The sequence below is a fragment of the Alteromonas salexigens genome (assembly GCF_025628895.1).
In the GTDB taxonomy this organism is placed as follows: Bacteria; Pseudomonadota; Gammaproteobacteria; order Enterobacterales; family Alteromonadaceae; genus Alteromonas; species Alteromonas salexigens.
The window spans coordinates 39,406-53,720 of record NZ_JAOTJC010000008.1 but is presented as its reverse complement, the minus strand read 5'-3'; the positions used below and the strand labels follow the sequence as shown (position 1 = coordinate 53,720).

Here is a 14,315-nt window from a genome sequence, read left to right as displayed (position 1 = left end):
TGAGGAGGACTTCCCCTCCTCATTCATATTAACACCAGCGAGATTTACCATGGCAACCTACTTCGCCCTTAGCCTTTTTACCCTTGCCATCTTTTTTGACTTACGCGCATACCGCATTCCGAATATGCTTTGCGCAACGTTCTTGACTCTGGGCATTGTGTTAAACGGCATCGAAAACGGCATAGCTGGCGCATTGTGGGCCACCGCTGCCGCCTGTTTAATGCTTATATTATTATTTCCGCTCTACTCCTTAAAAATGCTCGGCGCCGGCGATGTGAAACTGATGATGGCGGTCGGCGCTATCATCGGTATTACCTTATCGCTTTGGTCACTGGCGTGGGGAATTGCCATTGGTGGCTTGCTCACTGTGTTATTTGCTGCTTACAAAGCCGGCTGGAGCAGCGTTAAAAAAACCGTCTACCGTTATTTTATGTGTTTTTGCATGCGTCGTTATGTCAAACCAGACGCCGATGAATTCGGCGCCATCCGGGTGCCCTATGCACCTGCACTGGCGCTGGGTTTTTTAATTACCTGCTACCACGAACCCGCCCTGCATCAACCGTTTTTAAGTCTGCTTACTCAGGTAGGAATACACTAATGGCCTTCGTAAACGCCAATACAGACACTATTTTCAACCATTACCAAAAGGCTGACGACACTGACATATCGCCGCTGCCTTCTGCTGCGCAAGCCGGTGCTGCACGCCCGGATTTTTTGCAGAAGCCGGTCACGCTGGAAGCCACCGGCCTGTCCCGCCCGCTGCTGCTGGAACTGCTGCTGAAACACCTGTACAGCCAGCAGGTGGCCACCCTGGAAAGCCTGGTACACAGTATGCGGCTGCCGGGTACGCTCATTCAGGCGCTTATTACCGAAGCTAAAGACATGATGTGGGTAGAAAACCGGGCGGCCAGCATCCAGGCGCGCTTCAGTTTAAGTGGCTCAGGTAAATTGCATGCTGAAAAAGCCTTGCAATACAGCGGTTACAGTGGCCCAGCCCCGGTCCCCCTTGCCAGTTACCAACACAGCGTAAAACGGCAAAGCCACCGTAATACGCAAATAACCCGGGCATTATTGGACACTAAGCTTGCCGGTGAATCATTTGAAAACGAGGCGTTAGAAGCCATGGGCATGGCTTTGAACTCCAGTAAGCCGGTGTTGCTGTATGGCCTCCCGGGCACCGGGAAAAGTTACCTGTGTCGGCAGCTAATCAAAGTGTTCGACGATGACATTTATCAGCCGGTAGCGGTAGAAGTAAACAACCAGATTATTCAGTTATTCGACCCACAAGTACATGAACTGTGTGAACAACCTAGTCCCGGCACGATAGATACTCGCTATCAGAAAATTCGTCGTCCGCTTATTGTCACCGGCGGCGAACTCACTTTGGATATGCTGGAGGTCAGTTACGACGTCACCCGTCACCTGTATAAAGCGCCACTGCAAATGAAAGCCAATAACGGCGTACTATTGCTGGATGATCTCGGCAGGCAGCAGGTTTCCCCGTCGGCGTTATTTAACCGCTGGATCATTCCACTGGAAGAGCACAAAGACTTTTTAAGCTTAAGCAGTGGTGTGCATTTTGAGGTCCCGTTTGAGCTGGCCATGCTGTTTTCCACCAACCTTGATCCCCACGAGTTAATCGACGACGCGTTTCTGCGCCGGTTGGGGTATAAAATTCAAATGCGTCCACTGCCGCAGGACAAATACACCGCCCTGTGGAACAGAGTAAGCAGTAATCTGGGGCTGGAATGCGCCCCCGAAACGTTCGACTACCTACTTACCACCTATCATGAGCAGCAGGCCAAGCCTTACCTGCCCTGCTACCCCAGAGATTTACTGGGCATTGTGAAAGACGCCACCCACTTTCACGAACTTCCCCCTACTGTGACACCTGCGCTGCTTGATGATGCCTGGCGCCACTATTTTGTAACGTCGATGTGAGGAACAAAAAAATGAGCAAGAATACATGGTTATTTTTAGTGCTGTCAGCGGTGTTTGGACTGGGCGCTGTTTACCTTGCAAACAACTGGCTGACTGACTCGTCTTCGCTACCGGATGAAAACTATATTCAGGTTGTCGAAGTGGCGCAGACAGTGCCTATTGGCAGCGTCATTGAAGCGCAGCAGTTGCGGGTTCGCGCGTACCCGGAAGCCCTGGCCCCCGAGGGCACCTTTGCCACCATAGAATCGGTTACCGGGCAGGTCGCCAGGGAAACCCTCTACGCCGGCGATGTGGTGCGCGCCGCCCGTGTGACTGAAAAAGGTGAAGGCAGCTCACTGGCCAGTCTGATTGGTGACAACATGCGGGCGCTAACCATACGGGTAAACGATGTGGTAGGCGTAGCCGGATTTCTGCTTCCCGGCGACCGGGTCGACATCCTCAATACCTTTAAGAACGGCATCAATACACTTACTGAAGTGGTCCTGGCCAATGTCAAGATCCTGGCTATTGACCAGACCGCGCAGAACAATGAAAACCGGCCACGGGTAGTGCGAGCGGTTACCGTAGAAGTGAGTCTGCAACAGGCTGAGGAATTAATGAATGCCCGCTCCCGCGGGGGGCTGCAGCTGGCACTGCGAAACCCGGTAGATGATGAGCAGGTAGAAATTGCTAAATATACCAAGCCAGCACCGCCAGCTGAAGAGCCGGCGCCGGTGAAAAAACCGGTTCATACCGCCGTCCCCCACCCCGTCAAGCCGAAGGTGCGCCTTATTCGCGGTGTGATAGAGGAAGTGGTGTCAGTGGAGTCCGCCTCATCAGGGAGCAGTGAATAATGAAACTATTGCAGATGATTAACCGGGGTGCGATATGTGTCACCCTCGTTCTGGCGGTATGGATGCTAATAATTATGCAACCCGCTCATGCCGGTGGTCCAGTCACGGATAAACACAGCGCCATACACGTACCTATATATAAGTCCCGGAACCTGCATCTTAAGCGCGGCGCCCAACGAGTTTCGGTAGGTAACCCAGAGATTGCCGACATCTTAATTTTGCGTCAAAAAGAGCTCTACATTGTAGGCAAAAAGCTTGGCACCACCAATGTCATGGTATGGGACGAGGATGATGCCCTGGTGGATGTGATCAATATCGAGATTACTCACGATTTGGTTAGCCTGCGTGAACGTCTGCATCGTTTTCTGCCCGAAGAGAATATTAATGTGCACACCTCTCAGGGCCAGCTGGTATTAAGTGGCGAAACGTCCTCCCTCATGCAAATGAATAAAGCCGTGGATTTGGCCCATGCCTACGCAGTAGCCGCCGGAGAAGACGACAACAGTCAGGTACTGAATCTACTCAGCGTTGGCGGCGGACATCAGGTAATGCTGGAGGTGGTCGTGGCGGAAATGAGTACTGAGGTTAGTCGCTCGTTTAATGTGGACCTCAATTTGCTGAGCATGCTGGATGACAACCACTGGGACGCCAGCCTCATCCGTGGTGCCGAGTTTTACAACTTCGTCACCCAGGGCTCGCCCTATGAATTTTCTAATGGCGTTATTGGCGAGTACATCGACGGCAACGTGTTTTTCAATGTTGCGCTGGATATTGCGAAAGAAAATGGCATGGCCAAAATACTCGCAGAGCCAAACCTGACCGCATTAAGCGGGCAAAAAGCAGAGTTTTTATCCGGCGGTGAATTTCCCATCCCCGTCCCCAGAGAAGATGGCATTGCTATTCAGTTCCGTGAGTTTGGTGTGGGCGTGGGTTTTGTTCCCACTGTGCTAGATAGCGGGAAAATCAATCTCAATCTGAAAGTGCTGGTCAGCGAAATATCCAATGCTAATACAGTCGGTATTACCCCTACCGGTACCAACAGCTCATTGATTATTCCGTCGATTATCAAACGGACCTCAGAAACCACCGTGGAGTTAGGTGACGGGCAGACGCTGGCCATTGGCGGTTTGCTGTCTGATAACTTACGGGAAAACATCGAACGCTTCCCTGGTTTGGGCGACATCCCGATTCTGGGTCAGCTATTCCGCAGCCAGCAGTTTGTGAGTGGCCAGTCCGAACTGGTGATTATGGTTACCCCTCGCCTGGTCCGTCCGTTTAATAAAGCTGGGGTGTCGTTACCCACCGATGGCTTCGTGCCCGTCTCCGATCTGAAATTCTATCTGATGGGCGAGCCCACGCAGCAGGTTACTCACCATAGTGAAAGCCGTTCATACAACGTGGAATCCCCTTACGATATTTTACCCTCGAACGGGGGCACCGACAGCCGTTACGGGCACGACATCGAACAGCATGGAGGTACTTACTAATGCGTACTATTACCCTTACTTGTATGACCTTAGCCATTGCTGGTTGTGCTCAGGCACCTCATTATCAAACCGCTCACGCCACGCAGGAGATTATTGCGCTGCAGACTCTCGATCATGAAGCGCCGGTGAATAATGACGGTATTACCCGGGAACTTCAGGGTGATTACGGTAAACACGCGGCCGATAACTACCGAGACAGTGTCTATACCAACAAAGAAGGTCGCAGAGTAGAAACACAGGGCGACAAAGGAAATAAATAGGTAAACACATGACTATCTTGCCTCCCCACCACATTCAAAAGCAAACCGGCAATATTTTGGTGCTCTTTTGCATTGGCTTTCTGGCCATGCTCGGCACCGCGGCTATGGCGCTGGATGGGGGTCACCTGCTGCTGAATAAATCCAGGCTTCAACTACTGGTCGATGCCGCCGCGTTAAGCGGCGCCAGTGAGCTTGATCAGGGCGGCAACCAGGATGACGCACGTCAGGCGGTGGTCGATATTATTGCTGAAAACCTGACATTCGCAGAATTCAGTGAAATTGCCGACACCCTGGATTTAAGTGCGGCAGATATTTATAGCGAAAGCGTGACGCAACAGTTGTTCGTTGAGTTTTCAGAGCGACCTGACCCGTTTATGCCTACCGCCAGTGCCACAGCCACCTACATTCGGGTAGGTGTAACGGGGATTTCGCTGGATAACTTCTTAGCTCAGGTACTGGGACTGAATAAACAAATCAGTGCCAGTGCGGTCTCTGGCCCTAGTACCGCGTTAGTGGAGTGTTACAGCAATCTGGTGCCCATGGTGGTGTGTGGTGCAAACAACGACCCATCGGATAACTTCGGCTTACCTATTGGCCAATTGCAACTGCTAAAAATTAGCTCCAATACCAGCTCTCCTATTGGCCCTGGAAATTTCCAGCTGGTAAGGCTGGAAGGAGCCTCCGGCGCCGCAGATGTCCGTAAAGCCATGGCCGGTGAAGATTATAATGGCGAGCAATGTTTTACGGCCGACCCTACCGCCGCAGATGGGCAGATTGATACCGAACCGGGTAATTCAGTAGGTCCTGTGGCACAGGGGCTGAACACCCGGATGGGCGAGTGGCAGGGGGGGCAGATTAACAATATTGAGCACCCACGAGATCTCAATACCTGCGAGGGCGAGCATATTCCGCTGGATGCAGACGACAACCTGGATACCACCTCGGAACAATACGCTAACGCGTATCGGTATAACGAATACCTCACCGACACGGCCACCGCCGACTCTAATGCAGCGGTCTGCAGCGATGTAAATCATAACGGGGATATAGTCGCTCCAGACCCTGCGCGGGTGGAGCGGCGGATATTACAAATTCTGGTGGGTGACTGTGATGGCCAGAGCAATGGTGCCGACCAGCTGGGATATTTTGGCTCGGCGTGCTTTTTCATGACACAGGCTGTACAACAAAAAGGTACTGACGCTTATGTTATTGGGGAATATATAGAATCCTGCAATAGCGAAGGCGTGCCCTCCGGCAATGCTGCGGATAATGCAGGCCCTTATAAGCTGGTGCTATATCACGCGGGGAAAACTGATGCCTAGGATCACAGCGTTTACTCATCAACGGGGGGTGGCGGTCATAGAATTCACTCTGATCGCGCCGCTATTATTTTTTCTGATTTTCGCTACGGCGGAGTTTGGCAGATTGTTATATCAGTACAACGCGCTCACCAACTCAGTGCGTGACGCCGGCCGCTATATCAGCGATCGGGCCTACCAGGGGAATACCGGGATCCCCTCCCTGCCAGATAGCCTGAAAACCAAAACCTCGAACCTGATCATATCTGGTGATACCAACGGTCAGAGCGAACTTCTGCCCGGATTAGCCGCTGCCGATATCAGCTATTCTCTCAGCGGCGACTGGGTAACCATTACCGTTTCATATCAGTGGACACCGATATTTTCTGATTCCTTGTTTTCACTCACCGGGGATGGGGGTATATCACTGGCGTTCCCCATGACGGTGGCGTACACCATGAGGGCATCCCAGTGAAGCACAATCAGCGAGGCGTTTACTCGGTGGAGTTTGCTGTAGTGGGAACAGTGTTTTTTCTTGTCCTTTTCAGTGTTTTTGAGGTGGGTCGCTTGTTTTTCACCTGGAATGTCATTACCGAAGCCAGCAGGCGAGTAGCCCGGCTGGTAGTGGTTTGTGACTTCGACCAGGAAAACCAGCTGGCGGACAATAACGCCATCATTTATGCGGTTACTGACCTCATGCCGTTAATCCCTAACTTCTCGGCCGCCAATATTGCCGTTAGTTATCTCACCGAGGAGGGCGCCACAGCCACATCTTATGGGCAAATTGACCTGGTAAGGGCTGAAATCATCAATTATCAGCACGACTTTTTGGTGCCGGGGCTGGCTCTGACCCTTAACTCCCCGAACTTCGCCTCAACACTCCCCAGGGAGAGTCTGGGAGTGACACGCTGGGGCTATACGGTCTGTGATGGTAGCTGACTAATGAGAACGTACTATGGATAAGGACAGCACTATGAACAATGAAAGCACCTCCTGCGTTATCGATTACCCGACCCCAGTTGTGGCGGCACAAAAACTGTCGCGGCCTAATCTTTCAAGCCGGCTCAACGTGTTAATCATGTCTACGTCGAGTCAGGTAAAAAGCCTTGTCGGGCCACAGGTGGACCATGATGATATGCTGGAAGCCACTTTCACTGACACCCTACCCAAAGACCTCAGCAAGTTTCATGTTGCCGTCGTGTATGTAGAGTCTCCGGCGGGTGCCAGCACTCTTCTGCAACGGTTGGTGCACAAGGTCCCACACCGGTTACTTATCTGTGAGAACCTGACCACTGAAATAGCGAAACTGGCGGTACAGCATAAAGTTGACGATCTATTGCCCGCCACGGAAGTCACCGAAACATTGCACCAGGCGCTGGTCAATATCGCCGACGCAGTAAGCCAGTCTCAGCGTATTGCTCCGCTTACCTCGATTATTAATGGTAAGGCCGGTTCCGGCGCCACCTTTATCACCTGTTGTATGAGCGAGGTATTTTCTGAACTCACTACGAAGCAGCTGGCATTGCTGGATGCAGACTTCAACTACCCTTCGCTAGCACATGGCTTACGATTTGAAAGCCGATTTACCATTGACCAGGCAATAGGGGAGCTGGAAAAGCTGGATGAAGCGGCAATTCGATCTATGATGACGAGTAAAGACACTACCCACCTTATTGGCAACACCCCTTTTTCACGCCTCAAGCAGGATGCCCACTCGCCGCAGAATTTAAACAAGTTAAGCTGGAAAATAAGGCAGGCGTTTGACGAAGTATTTGTCGACATGTCGAAAGGACTTGAATATCAGACGCTCCCATTATTGTCGCATAGCTCTACCATACTGGTGGTGATGCAGCTCAGTGTTGCCTCCCTTCGAGAAACCAAAGCCATGCTGACGGAGCTTCGCAGTCACATTGATATGAGCTCGAAAAAAGTTGCAGTCATCATCAATCGCTTCGTCCCGGACCAGGGGGAAATCACACTCGGTGATGTGCAGTCTGTACTGGGCATTAAGCAAACTTTCACCATTGGAAACAATTTTGCACTGGCAAAATTGCGTACCGACCTGGGCCGGCCTTTAGAGTCCTTAGCTAACCACAAAAAGCTGTCCGCAGAATTAGAGCGCATTGTTTGCTTCGCAACTGAGATAAAGCCAGACGCCCCCTGCAAAGAAAAAGCAGGTTTTTTCCGCAGACTGTTAAGGAGTAGATAATGGACGGTGAACAACATTTTATCGATCCGTATGAACAGCTTACCTCCGCTGATATCGATACCAAGCAGGAAGTGTTCAGTGAGGTTCTGAATATGCTGGACCCATCCATGTTGGAAAAAATAGAGGAAACGACTGCCAGACAGCAAATCACTGAGTGCTGCCGCAAGCTACTTGAAAACTACCCCCGCCCCATCAATATGGCCACACGTGAGGTAATTACCCGACTGGTGCTGGACGAAATACTTGGCCTTGGCCCCCTTGAAGTGCTGATGTCAGACACCTCAATTTCGGATATTTTGGTAAATAACTTTAATAACATTTATGTAGAACGCGCCGGCAAGCTGGAACGTGCAGCCGTGCGCTTTTACGACAACCGGCACTTACTGAGCATTATCGATCGGATCGTATCACGGATTGGCCGCCGCGTAGATGAGTCATCCCCGATGGTGGATGCGCGCCTTGAAGACGGTAGCCGGGTGAACGCAATTATCCCCCCACTCGCGCTGGACGGCCCCTCTCTGTCCATCCGGCGGTTCACCGTTGAAAAGCTTACCGTTGCCCAGCTCATTGACTATGGTTCAATGACGGCTGACATGGATACCCTGCTAAAAGGGGCGGTCAAAGGCAAACTCAACGTATTAATTTCCGGCGGCACCGGTAGTGGTAAAACCACCCTGCTTAATATCGTGTCCAGTTACATTCCCGGCGACGAACGAATTATTACCATCGAAGACTCTGCCGAATTGCAACTCCAGCAACCACACACGGTAAGGCTTGAAACCCGCCCTCCTAACATTGAGGGCAAGGGCGAAGTGACCCAGCGCGATCTGGTTAAAAACTGCCTGCGGATGCGTCCTGATCGTATTGTCATCGGTGAGGTTCGTGGTGCAGAAGCTATTGATATGCTGGCAGCCATGAATACCGGCCATGAGGGCTCGCTGGCCACCTTGCACGCAAACAGTCCACGTGATGCGCTGGGCCGACTGGAGAACATGATTTGCATGGGGGGATTTGATATGCCTGTGCGCAACATTCGTGCGCAAATTGCTTCTGCCATTGACCTGGTTATCCAGACCCAACGCCTCGAAGACGGTAGTCGCCGAATCATAAGCATACAAGAGGTAACCGGGATGGAAGGGGAGACAATTACTATGTCCGAGCTCTTCAAATTCGAGCGGCACGGCCTCACCCGCGATAACAAGGTAGACGGTAACTTCAAAGCCACCGGCGTGGTGCCACTGTTTCATCGCAAGCTCGTGGCAATGGGCATTGAAATGCCCCACAAAATATTTGGTGTAGACAAAGAGATTTTCTTTTAGGAGCCGGCCATGGACATACAACTCGTCTTTCTCGTACTGGTATTTCTGGCTGTTGTGATGCTTTCTCAACTGCTGTTCGTTTCTGTAAACAGCCCTCAGCGAGCCGATACCAAAGAGCTCAAAAAGCAATTGGATACGTTAATTAGCGCCGATCAGTATTTTCCCAAACAGCTATTGCTTAACAGTCGACTTAACAACCTCTCTGCGCTCAGAAAATCCATCGAAGAGCTTCCCTGGGTGAGCGACTTTACCTTTAAGCTGGAACTGAGCGGCTCGAAAATGTTAGGCCATGAGTACCTGGCTATCGCAGGTATCATCAGTACGTTTTTATCTGTTTTGCTGTGGCTGGTGACCCGCGACATACTAGTCTCTGGAGTTTGCTGGCTCGCCACCCTAGCTGCGTTTCACTTTAAGCTGCAGCGGGATATTGCCAAAAGAATGGATCGCATTGAGGAGCAATTTCCGGAAGCATTAGACGTTCTTAAACGGGGCTTGCAGGCAGGCTACGCGTTCAATGAGGCGTTAAAGCTGGTATTTGAAGAACTAAAAGGCGATTTGAGTGATGAACTGAAGCTTCTGTTTCAACGCATTAACCTGGGAGCAGACTTAAAAACGGCCATGCTCGCGTTTGTACGCCGGGTGCCAAGCACTTCAGCAATGGCATTTTCCAGCGCCGTCAACATTCAAAAAGAAACGGGCGGCAACCTCGCGGAAAATATTGAAAATCTGTCGGTACTCATCAGACAACGATTTAAGTTTCGCCGCAAAGTTAAAACCCTGTCTGCTGAGGGGAGGCTAAGTGGCTGGATCCTGGTACTGCTTCCCTTTGCATTATTTGCGCTGTTGTATCTGACCACCCCCACTTATGTAAGTGAACTGTTTACTACCGAAGAAGGCCATGAGCTGTTGAAATGGGGGTTGATTGGTATGTTGGTGGGTACGATCTGGATTAAAAAGCTACTTGAGCTAGAGGCATAGCATGGAATATCTCCGGGGATTGCTGTACTCCCTCACCACTAACGAACAAACGGTCAAAATGGCCGTTCTGGCCATCGCACTTTTGGCAGGGCTAATGATGGCTATGGCGCTCTTCTATCTCATAAGCGGGACTTACTCACCCATTCGTCAGCAAATTCAACGCTTGCGCGCTTCCTCCGATGGGATCGATATGAGTTCTAGTTACCAGAACTACTTGGAAGCGACCTTGAATAAGGTCGGCAACCACAGGTTTTTCGCCAAGACAATCCATAAAGATAAAGACAATCGAAAACTGTTAATTCATGCCGGATTTCATTCCGAAAACGCATTGAAGGTGTACTATGCGATTAGGCTCCTGGCCCTGTTATTCGGCATAGGGCTGGCCTCACTTGTCCACAAGCTCTTCCCCGACCAAAGCGCTATGGTCTCTGTTTACCTCATTATTCTTATCGTTGGAGGGTGCTTTATTTTACCGGGTATTGTATTAGCCAGGTTAGCCGAGAAGCGCATGCGTAAATTACGCAAGCACTTTCCGGATGCATTAGATTTACTGGTGGTTTGCTGTGAGTCCGGACTTGGGCTGCTGGAATCATTCCAACGTGTAAGCCGCGAGTTAAAAGCGGTACATAGTGAGCTTTCTCATGAACTTGGCCTGGTAGTCAAAAAAGTAAAAGTAGGCATCCCCCTGTCAAAAGCGCTGGAAGAGTTCGGCCACCGCACCGGTCTGGACGATATCCGTGGCCTAAACTCTGTCATTGTACAAAGCATCAAACTAGGCACCGGCGTCGCAGAAACCGTGCGGGTTTATGCAGACGAATACCGTGATAAGCGCCTACAGGCAGCAGAAGAAATGGCTGCGAAAATTGCTGTAAAAATGATATTCCCGATGATGGTATGCATTTGGCCATCGTTTTTTATCGTGGCAATCGGCCCTGCCATACTTAAAGTGATGGAAGTATGGGATACGGCATTTTAAAAGGAAGCAGGACAATGATAAAACGCAACCTGGTTGTTATTTCTTTCGTGCTGTTAGGCGCTTGCAGTACCACCCCTTCATCTGTGCAAAAAGCCCCTGCAAAAGCGGAGGCACCCTTAGCGCAAATAGAAGAAATGGCAAAGCATTATGAGCGGGCCGGTGAGCAAGACAAAGCGCTGGTGTACTATTTGAAAGCACTGGAAAACGCACCAAAAGACATAGACCTCATCTACCGTGTGGCAGAGCTGCATAAGCAAATGGGCAAGCCTCAATTTGCACTGCACATGCTTCAACGAATTATCGATGCTGAGCCTACACACATTAATGCACTAACAGACGCGGCTAAAATTCTTTTGCAAAATAAAGAGTTGGCGAAAGCCACTGATTACTTTGCCCGCGTGACGGCGCTGGACCAGGCGCGTCTCAAAGAAAAAGCCAATATACAATCATTTTACGCGGGCACAGACGCGTCCTCTCCGCTAGACGCTTATAACGGCCTTGGTGTCGCTTATGATTTGATGGGGAGTTACGATAAAGCAAAGGAAATGTACGCGTTAAGCTTGCAAATAGCCCCTTACTCACCTGTGGTGTTGACTAACATGGGCTATTCTCATTACCTGTCGGGCAATTATTCCGCCTCAATTAGCGCATTCCATAAAGCTATCGACGCTGCGCCCTCTTACGAGCGAAGCTGGACAAACCTTGGGTTAGTTTATGCCAGAATGGGCCGATATAATAAGGCCTTTCAGACACTGAAACGTGTAATGGAAGATGCCCAGGCCTATAACGACCTAGGCTACTTTTTAATGCTGGAGCAACGTTACGAAGAAGCAGAATATTTCTTCGAACAGGCTATTGCTGCTTCGCCTAAATATTACGAAGTCGCCTATGAAAACCTCAGCGACGTGCGTCAGCATTTATCTGTAATAAAGGGGGAAGGCGACAGGTTTATGCCATAACAGGCATAGGGGGCCTCCCCCGGTTACCTGAACAATACCTTTTCGCGGTTGAACCAATGCACTGAGAAAGCCAACAATATGCCGGCTATCAACGCTGTGGAGCCAAAAATACCCAGCAGCGCGACATAATCCATGGTGCCTTTTACCAGCTCTTTCATGGCCAGCGCTACATTCGTGAGAGGCACCCATACCCACACACCTTTCAGTTCAATCCCAGGCATCATGGCTAAAATAATAGGAAAAATCATCACCATTACCAGCCCGCCCATATAGCTCTGAGCCTCTTTGAACGAGCGTGCATAAATAGACAGCGACAACAACAGTGAAGCAAAAACAGCCACAACCGGTACTAACATCAGGAAAACCAGTACAAAATCCAGGACGCCAATGGACGACAGTAACTCTACTATAAATCCGACCGCTAGGCCTTGAGATATGATCACGGTCCAAAGGGCCATGCTTGACACTGTTACTAATGCAGCAATCACACCTGACAGGGAAATAGCAAAAAACTTACCCAGTACCAACTTATACCGGGGCATGGGTGATATCAGCAGTGTTTCCAAGGTTCCCCGCTCTTTCTCCCCGGCGCCCATATCTGAGGCAGGCGCCATCGCGCCTTGCAAACATAAGAAAAATAGAAAGTAGGGCAACATCGCACCAATTCGCTCTCCCCATACCTCACGGTTATCTGCTACATTTTCACGGTTTATAAGCATGGGGGTGACAATTGCCTGCTGCTGAGATTCCGACAGGCCTAGTGCCCTAAATGCCTGTAACTGGTATTCTTCAGACAACGGGGTAAGGATCGCGGATACGCGCTGGTAGACTTTATTCAGTCCAGCATCATTGAAGTATAAATTAATCGCTAACTGCCCACTTTCCAGTACTTCGCTATTAAACGGCGTAGGAACTTCAAGCACGAAGTCTAATTCGTCCGCCTGGATCATCGCCACATAATCTTGCTCTGCCGTTAACGTTACCCGTTCAAGCATGGACCCATCTTCACTTAATGCGCTGTTGATGTCAGCGACATTAGCATTACCAATAACGGCATACTTCAATACTTTATTTTCTGCGTCTTCCAGCGCGTTTGAGGTAAAAAATATTGTACCGCCAATTAACAGGGGGAACACCAATACCGGTAGTGCGATCATAAAAATAAGTGTTTTACGATCCCTTACCAGCTCCATAAATTCCTTTTTAAAGATTAACCACATTGCTGTGCTCCTCCTTGGTACCATTCAGTGTATGCAGGAAACTCTGGTGCATGTGCCCACCAGACAAGTCGGCAAACTCGGCGGTGGTGCCGTTAAACACGGTTTCGCCGAGATTTATTACTACCACGCGGTCGCACAGTGCCTGTACTTCATCCAGATGGTGGGTCGAAAATATTACGGGTGTACCCTGCGCTTTCAGGCGCTCGATAAAACTCATAACCGTGGCCGTTGCCATGATATCCAGCCCGGTAGTAGGTTCATCAAGAATCACTAACTCGGGATCGTGGATAACCGCACGGGCAATCGATACTTTTTGTTTCATGCCGGATGAAAAGTTCTCGGCACGGCGGTCTAAAAAGCTATGCATGTCCAACAAGTCTGCCATTTCAGCAATTTTCTCATCGATGCGCGCTTTGCTCAGTCCATGCAGCTGACCAAAATACGCAATATTTTCGCGACCTGACAAACGCCCGTAGAGTCCGGTAGAGCTGGATAAAAAACCAATTTTCTTACGCGCCAGTACCGGATCCTTTAGCACATTAATGCCATTGATGTGCACCTCTCCCTGTTCCGGTTTTAACGCCGTGGACAGAATTCTCAGGGTAGTGGTTTTGCCTGCTCCGTTAGGACCCAGTAAGCCAACCACCTCGCCTTTTTCACACCGAAAGCTGACGTCTTTTACTGAATGAAAGAACCGCCCTTTCAGCCTGGGATCTTTCTTTTCCTGTTCGCTGAGCTTTTTTGGCGACTCAACAGCGAACTTCTTCGCAAGATGCGAAATATCAATCATTGTGGCTCCCTCTCATGATTTTTGTTGTTCCGTTCGGTCTCTACC

Annotated in this window: 15 protein-coding genes; 13 read left to right on the top strand and 2 right to left on the bottom strand. The window is 50.2% G+C overall.

All coding sequences use genetic code 11. The features are described 5' to 3' along the window. Positions 1-49 precede the first annotated feature (49 nt). From OCL06_RS09730 to OCL06_RS09670, 13 genes are read left to right on the top strand one after another with little or no spacing between them, the layout of a single operon-like run. Positions 50-598 carry an A24 family peptidase gene (locus OCL06_RS09730; protein WP_262993986.1) on the top strand — a complete coding sequence of 183 codons (549 nt, stop codon included), beginning with the start codon at positions 50-52 and terminating at the stop codon, positions 596-598. Next, positions 598-1,941, top strand: coding sequence for a DUF8689 domain-containing protein (locus OCL06_RS09725; protein ID WP_262993984.1), 1,344 nt, complete (start codon positions 598-600; stop codon positions 1,939-1,941). Before OCL06_RS09730 ends, OCL06_RS09725 begins: the two co-directional genes overlap by 1 nt. A gap of 11 nt (positions 1,942-1,952) precedes the next feature. Then, positions 1,953-2,774, top strand: coding sequence for a Flp pilus assembly protein CpaB (cpaB, locus tag OCL06_RS09720; RefSeq protein WP_262993982.1), 822 nt, complete (start codon positions 1,953-1,955; stop codon positions 2,772-2,774). Next, complete coding sequence (locus OCL06_RS09715; RefSeq protein WP_262993980.1) at positions 2,774-4,261, top strand: type II and III secretion system protein family protein; 1,488 nt, start codon at positions 2,774-2,776, stop codon at positions 4,259-4,261. The genes cpaB and OCL06_RS09715 overlap by 1 nt, the downstream gene beginning before the upstream one ends. Next, on the top strand, positions 4,261-4,521 hold the full coding sequence (locus OCL06_RS09710) for a hypothetical protein (protein WP_262993979.1): 261 nt from the start codon (positions 4,261-4,263) through the stop codon (positions 4,519-4,521). Before OCL06_RS09715 ends, OCL06_RS09710 begins: the two co-directional genes overlap by 1 nt. Positions 4,522-4,529: 8 nt before the next feature. Beyond that, the gene (locus OCL06_RS09705; protein ID WP_262993977.1) at positions 4,530-5,843 is read left to right on the top strand and encodes a TadE/TadG family type IV pilus assembly protein; all 1,314 of its coding nucleotides are present in this window, start codon (positions 4,530-4,532) and stop codon (positions 5,841-5,843) included. Then, positions 5,836-6,294 carry a TadE family protein gene (locus OCL06_RS09700; protein ID WP_262993975.1) on the top strand — a complete coding sequence of 153 codons (459 nt, stop codon included), beginning with the start codon at positions 5,836-5,838 and terminating at the stop codon, positions 6,292-6,294. Before OCL06_RS09705 ends, OCL06_RS09700 begins: the two co-directional genes overlap by 8 nt. Beyond that, entirely contained in the window at positions 6,291-6,758 is a 468-nt protein-coding gene (locus OCL06_RS09695) for a TadE/TadG family type IV pilus assembly protein (protein WP_262993973.1), read from the top strand. Before OCL06_RS09700 ends, OCL06_RS09695 begins: the two co-directional genes overlap by 4 nt. 34 nt (positions 6,759-6,792) lie before the next feature. Beyond that, positions 6,793-8,028: a CpaE/TadZ family protein gene (locus OCL06_RS09690; protein WP_262993971.1), complete on the top strand. Its 1,236-nt coding sequence runs from the start codon at positions 6,793-6,795 to the stop codon at positions 8,026-8,028. After that, a complete protein-coding gene (locus OCL06_RS09685) occupies positions 8,028-9,347 on the top strand; it encodes a TadA family conjugal transfer-associated ATPase (protein WP_262993969.1) in 1,320 nt (439 codons plus the stop codon). Before OCL06_RS09690 ends, OCL06_RS09685 begins: the two co-directional genes overlap by 1 nt. A gap of 9 nt (positions 9,348-9,356) precedes the next feature. Beyond that, the gene (locus tag OCL06_RS09680) at positions 9,357-10,325 is read left to right on the top strand and encodes a type II secretion system F family protein (protein ID WP_262993967.1); all 969 of its coding nucleotides are present in this window, start codon (positions 9,357-9,359) and stop codon (positions 10,323-10,325) included. A 1-nt stretch (position 10,326) separates the two neighbouring features. Continuing rightward, the gene (locus tag OCL06_RS09675) at positions 10,327-11,301 is read left to right on the top strand and encodes a type II secretion system F family protein (RefSeq protein WP_262993965.1); all 975 of its coding nucleotides are present in this window, start codon (positions 10,327-10,329) and stop codon (positions 11,299-11,301) included. A gap of 14 nt (positions 11,302-11,315) precedes the next feature. Continuing rightward, complete coding sequence (locus OCL06_RS09670) at positions 11,316-12,260, top strand: tetratricopeptide repeat protein (protein WP_262993963.1); 945 nt, start codon at positions 11,316-11,318, stop codon at positions 12,258-12,260. Between the two features lie 23 nt (positions 12,261-12,283). Here OCL06_RS09670 and OCL06_RS09665 read toward each other — a convergent pair whose 3' ends face one another. Both OCL06_RS09665 and OCL06_RS09660 read right to left on the bottom strand, forming a co-directional pair. Continuing rightward, complete coding sequence (locus OCL06_RS09665) at positions 12,284-13,480, bottom strand: ABC transporter permease subunit (RefSeq protein ID WP_262993961.1); 1,197 nt, start codon at positions 13,478-13,480, stop codon at positions 12,284-12,286. Beyond that, complete coding sequence (locus tag OCL06_RS09660; RefSeq protein ID WP_262993959.1) at positions 13,464-14,270, bottom strand: ABC transporter ATP-binding protein; 807 nt, start codon at positions 14,268-14,270, stop codon at positions 13,464-13,466. Before OCL06_RS09660 ends, OCL06_RS09665 begins: the two co-directional genes overlap by 17 nt. Positions 14,271-14,315 lie beyond the last annotated feature (45 nt).